Source organism: Adlercreutzia sp. CNCM I-6207 (assembly GCF_977072305.1).
This window is the reverse complement of sequence record NZ_CDRVLZ010000038.1, coordinates 1-5,010: the sequence shown is the minus strand read 5'-3', so window position 1 is coordinate 5,010 and position 5,010 is coordinate 1. Positions and strand designations below refer to the sequence as shown.

The window sequence follows — 5,010 nt, the reverse complement described above, 5'->3', positions numbered from 1 at the left end:
TGGGCGGCGGTACCAATTTATCTTACCCAGGGTACCAAGCCCGCTGACTGGCGGTACCAGATTCTGCTGATTGTTGGTACCGGAGAGGGTTACTACTCATGCCGGAGTCGCCGGTTCCCTCGTTGACCAGTTTCTTGACGGCGGTCAGGGCAGGAGCGTCCTCCACCTCTGTCGTCACCTCTGCCTTCTTCTCCCCGTTCGCAGTCACCGCGTTGGTGATGTCGTTGTCGGTGGCCTTGACGGTATAGGAGTAGGATACGGTGACGGTCTCGCCGACGAGCAGGCCTTGGAGCGTTGCGTTGGAGAAGTCCGCTGCGCCGCTGAGGTTGCTCTCAACGGTGACGCCGGGACCACCGAGATCGACCAGCGAGTCTCCCAGGATAATGGGGTCGAGATACGCGACGCCCCCGGTGTTCGTGACGGTAATCTTGTAGTTGATGGTCTCGCCGGTCTTGAAGGTGCCGCCCTCGCCAGATCCCTCGTTCGCGACGCTCTTCTCGATGGTGTACTGCGGCGTCTTGGCCTTCCAGATCGCGAAGAGGATGTCGTCTCCTGCAGTCAGCGTATAGTGGTCGCCCGCAGTATAATCAGCGAAGGCACTGTCCTCGCTGGTGCTCCAGCCGAGGAACTCATGCCCCTCCCAATCGGGAACCTCGCTCGTCACTATGACCTCAGAGCCCGTCTTGCCAGCGGTGGGATCGATGGAGCCGGGGGCACCGTTCAAATTGTACGACAGCTGATCATCCGCGGAACTCTCAACAACCTTCAGTGGAATGATCTCGTAGCCTATCACTTTATCATTGTTGTCACATATCTCATGAACAAGGTACGTCGTTCCCCCCGGAACGCCACTGATGGGATCCTTGGCGTTGTGGGTCGGCTGATTGGCTACGCTCACGCTGTCGTTAGTGAAGTACTACCAATGCCTAGGTTTGTTGCATGCTGCGCCGGTATCGCTAACCTGACCGTCGGATCCAATTACTGCCGACGGGAGAACTGTCGCATCGGGAAACATTTTTTAAGCTGCTCGAGCGTCTTCCCTTCGAGAAGAGAGGGGTCGACTTGTCCATCCAGTCCTCCCTTTTCTCCCACCTTATATACAGGCAGCTCTTCTTCAGATGAGATCCGCGGCACGGCGAACGTAATCGGCTGCTCTGCGACCAGGTTGTCCTTCTGCTCGCCGTCGCCCTCGGTTTCAGTTTCCGTTCCGCTCACCTCCTCCTCGGGATCGCCAGACTCGGGCTGCACCTCAACGGGGGCGCCCTCGTTCTCCGAGCCCTCCGTCGGAGACTCCGTCTCCTTCTCGAGCTCGCCGGCCTCGTCCTCGGGCTGCACCTCGTCCCCGGGCTCGGCGGCGGGCTCGACGAACTCGATCGCCTCGCCCTCCTCGTCCTCGGCGTTGGCGTAGTCCGTGAACATGGTCACGTTCAGGAACGAGAACACCAGCAGCACCGACAGCAAGACTGACAGGAACTTGCCCTCCGTGGTGTTTCTTGCGTCCATGAACCGCGCTATGGTCCGCATACTCCGCACCTTCCTTCTGCTCCGTTTCCTACTACTTTTAAATACCGGCTTGGAGACCGGACATTTAAACCAGCTTTCCGAGGGACGAAGTGCATCCCCCGATGCGGCACCTGATGCTCGGGCGCCGAGGCACTCGTCCCTCCTCGCGGGCTTTTGTTGACAACTTGTAAACAAGTCATCGGAGAAGCGCTCGAAAAGGCTTTTTCGTCACCTTTTCGACACGCAAATTGCACCCGCGCGTTACTAGTGCCTAGAATCACTTTATTGATCTGGGCTTTTTTATCCACTGACAAAAATGACGATCAGTTTAACGATTATGACTTTTCTCAGAATTTCAAGGCTTTGAACTGCGGTTTCTTGGAAGAGTGCCCAACCCTGTCAAAAAGAAACAGATAGGCTAATGACATGGTAAAGAACGCCGAAAATGAAGCCTAAACGAAATAAACCTGTGGCGGGCGGCGCTCTTCGTCCTGCAAACGGCACCAGAAACACATACTCTGGTTGCTACTGACGCGCGAGGGAGGCTATGGCGGTGCCGATTATGGAGAAGGCGGCGCCCATGAGGACGATCCAACCTAAGACGAGCTTTCCCGGCAGCGACGCCAGCGCCATGACGAAATAACCGATGCCCGGTATCTGGTTCACGGTGCGGCCGACCACGTTGTCGTACTGCGCCGGATGCGCATCGATGCCTTCGTTGGCGTCGCCGCGGGTGATCAGTTCGCGGTCTTCGTAAAGGTTTTCCTCCACGCGGTGAATGACGACTTCGTCATTGCGCCAGAAAACCGCCACGTCACCCACGGCTAACGTCTCGGGCTCGATGGGCTCGGCGTACACGAGACTGCCCACGGGAAACGACGGCTCCATAGACCCCGACACGATGGCATAGGATTGCAACCCCATGAAGCGCGGCGCCACTGTTGCGCTGATAGCCAACAGGGCAACCGCCGCCAGGAGCACGGCACCTATGACCGAACAGAGGCGCGACACAATGCGCAATCGCGCGAGGCGCTTCTTAACGTCGTACGCGAATGCATCCGATGCTTCCGCCGGGGCCGAAGCGCCAAACGAGCCTGCCGATATGTTAGCTGCTGCATCAGTCATGACAATCACGAGGTCAATAGATCGTTCTGTTCGTCTTTTCCTTAGTTAATGGCTCATCTTTTGTTATCTAGCACAGATACGCGCGAAGCTCCGAAGAGCCTCGCGCGTATCCCTCATGAAATCTCAATCAGACGACTGCCTGCGATCCCCGATACATCTTAGTTTTTGTCGTCCTTTCCCTCATGGCGCCGACGGCCGGCCACGATAAGGGCGATCAGGCTCGCCAGCACGATGGCACCGATACCCAGGATCGGCAGCATATCGCCGGTCTGGGCCAGAATCGTGCCCAGCGGCACCTCGCGGGTGGTTTCACGCTCGCGCTGCTCGACCTCTTCGGCGTCCATCATGGTGTCGTACAGAGTGATGGTGTTGTCGGACAGCTCGGCGTTGCCGTTTTCCGTGCCCTTGGTGATGGTCACGTTGCCGTAGTTGTCGATGACGAACTCGACGTCGTTGGCCAGGCGGTACTCGCCGGGGGCTTCCACCTCACGCAGGAGGTAGGTGATGCCGACGTTCAGCGTCTTCGCCAGCTTCTGGGGGGCCTTGCCCGAAGTCCAGGAGGCCACTTCCTTGCCCGACTCCTTCTCGAGGATGACGAGCTTGGCGCCTTCCACCCATTCGTGAGTACGCGTATCCAGCTTGTTCACCTCAACCTGGGTGGTTTCGTCGTAGACGCCTCCGTCCTTGTCGTAGGTCAGCAGGATGTTGCCGTCGGCGCTGTGGCCGGGTTGGATTTGGTTGTCGGTCGCGGTCGCCTCGGCTTGGGCGGCGATGTCGGCCTGCATGGCCTGAGCCTCGGCGGCAGCCATCGGGATGGCGGCGGCTTCCACTTCCGCAGCGTCGAAGTACTTAGTGTCGGTGTACTTCAGGGCGTAGCCGTTGGCGGAGGTTGCATCTTCCACGAGGTAGAAGTAGGGGCTGCGGAACTCGCTCACGGTGTGGCCCGCAGGCGCGGCCGTTTCCTTGAAGTAGTACAGGTTGTTGGTGGCGAGGCTCACGTTCTTATAGGTGATCCAGCCGCCTTCCTCGGAAGTCGCCTCAGCCAGCCAAATGTCGCCCTGCGGGTTCTCGTTCACCATGTACAGCGCGTAGGTAGCGCCCACCAGGCCCTCGTCGCGGTCGGACACGCTGGTCTTGCGCACCTGCAGATCCATCGGACGCGCCTTGTTGTTGATGGTCGGGTGCCAATCGGGGTTCAGCTTCGACATATCGCCGATGTTGCCCGGCTGGGTCTCGTAGTCGGCGTACTGCTCGTCGAAGCGAACGTTCTGGTTGGCCGCGGCATCCCACCAGCCGTAGTACATATCGGTGCACACCAGCTGGCCCGTCGCCTCATCTTGTTCGATGACCGTAGTAAAAGTGATCACCTGGTCGCTGTACAACACGGACTGGTCGTTCATGCCGCCCTTGCTGGTGTCCTCGATGACGCGGTAGTAGTAGGTGCCGGGCTTGGTGTAGGCCAGACAGCTGGGGTTCTCGAGGTCGCCGGAAACGTTGTTCGCCTTGTCGAAGTCGACCATGCCGAACTCGTCGTTGGTAGTGGCGGAGATGAGCTCGCCCTCGGTGTCGTTGTAGTTCGCCACCTGAATGAGCTTGAAGGCGAACTCGCCAGACTTGATGGCGCGACCCTCAAGGTTCTTGATGATCTTCGGGTCGACATAGCACACCCGGTCGACCGGCTCGCCGCTGGCCGCGTACACACTGTAGCTGGCAGCACTAATCAGGTCGTAGGTGTCGGTGTTGTAGAACGCCGGGCGTTCGCCTTCCGGCAGAACCAGCGGGTTCAGCGTGGAGTCGAGGTCGTCAGCGTAGCCGCGCACCGTTTCGGTGGCGGTGAGCTTAGCAGGATCGTTTTCATCAACCGCCACGGTCACTTTGATGACATAGGCCGTGGTGTCCTTGGCAGCATCATCGCCGTCCTCAGTGACGAGGTAGTAATGATCGCCGATATCGTTGACCTTGTTGTCGCCGGTGCCTTCTTGCTTATAAATGATGGCAGGGAATTTGATGGAGGCTTTGCCCTCCGTGAAATCCGCTGTCTCAAGCTCAGCAGTCCAAGCCTTGTCATCCTTGGTGGCTGGGTCGATGGACTTGCCTACCTCAGGGACGTTCGACAATTCAACCATCGTAAAGCTACAAGGGCGGGGCGCTCCCAGGCCATAGAAGAACTTGTCAGCCTCAAACTGCCACTGCCCATTGGGGGCATAACGATTGGTGACAGTGATGGTTTTGTCTGCAACTGCCACATCGGTGCCATTGACGGTCACTGCTTCAACGGTGGGCTGATTATTGCGGCGTTTTCAGTCCGTGATTCCGCGAGCCATCGGTGCGCTTGTCCGCTATCGGTCGGTGTGCGCCGATGATGGCGCTTTAATCTCTCCA

General features: G+C 58.5%; 4 protein-coding genes. All 4 read right to left on the bottom strand.

Features of this window, described 5'->3' with window-relative positions; all coding sequences use genetic code 11:
• Positions 1–22: 22 nt before the first annotated feature.
• The 4 genes from ACW4QM_RS11370 to ACW4QM_RS11355 all read right to left on the bottom strand — a co-directional run bounded on the left by ACW4QM_RS11370 (position 23) and on the right by ACW4QM_RS11355 (position 4,754).
• Entirely contained in the window at positions 23–898 is an 876-nt protein-coding gene (locus tag ACW4QM_RS11370) for a DUF7507 domain-containing protein (RefSeq protein ID WP_161128451.1), read from the bottom strand.
• 80 nt (positions 899–978) lie between these two features.
• Positions 979–1,524, bottom strand: coding sequence for a hypothetical protein (locus ACW4QM_RS11365; RefSeq protein ID WP_161128452.1), 546 nt, complete (start codon positions 1,522–1,524; stop codon positions 979–981).
• A gap of 504 nt (positions 1,525–2,028) precedes the next feature.
• The gene (locus ACW4QM_RS11360; RefSeq protein ID WP_455798467.1) at positions 2,029–2,514 is read right to left on the bottom strand and encodes a signal peptidase I; all 486 of its coding nucleotides are present in this window, start codon (positions 2,512–2,514) and stop codon (positions 2,029–2,031) included.
• Positions 2,515–2,786: 272 nt separating this feature from the next.
• Entirely contained in the window at positions 2,787–4,754 is a 1,968-nt protein-coding gene (locus ACW4QM_RS11355; protein WP_161128454.1) for a SpaA isopeptide-forming pilin-related protein, read from the bottom strand.
• Between the last annotated feature and the right edge of the window lie 256 nt (positions 4,755–5,010).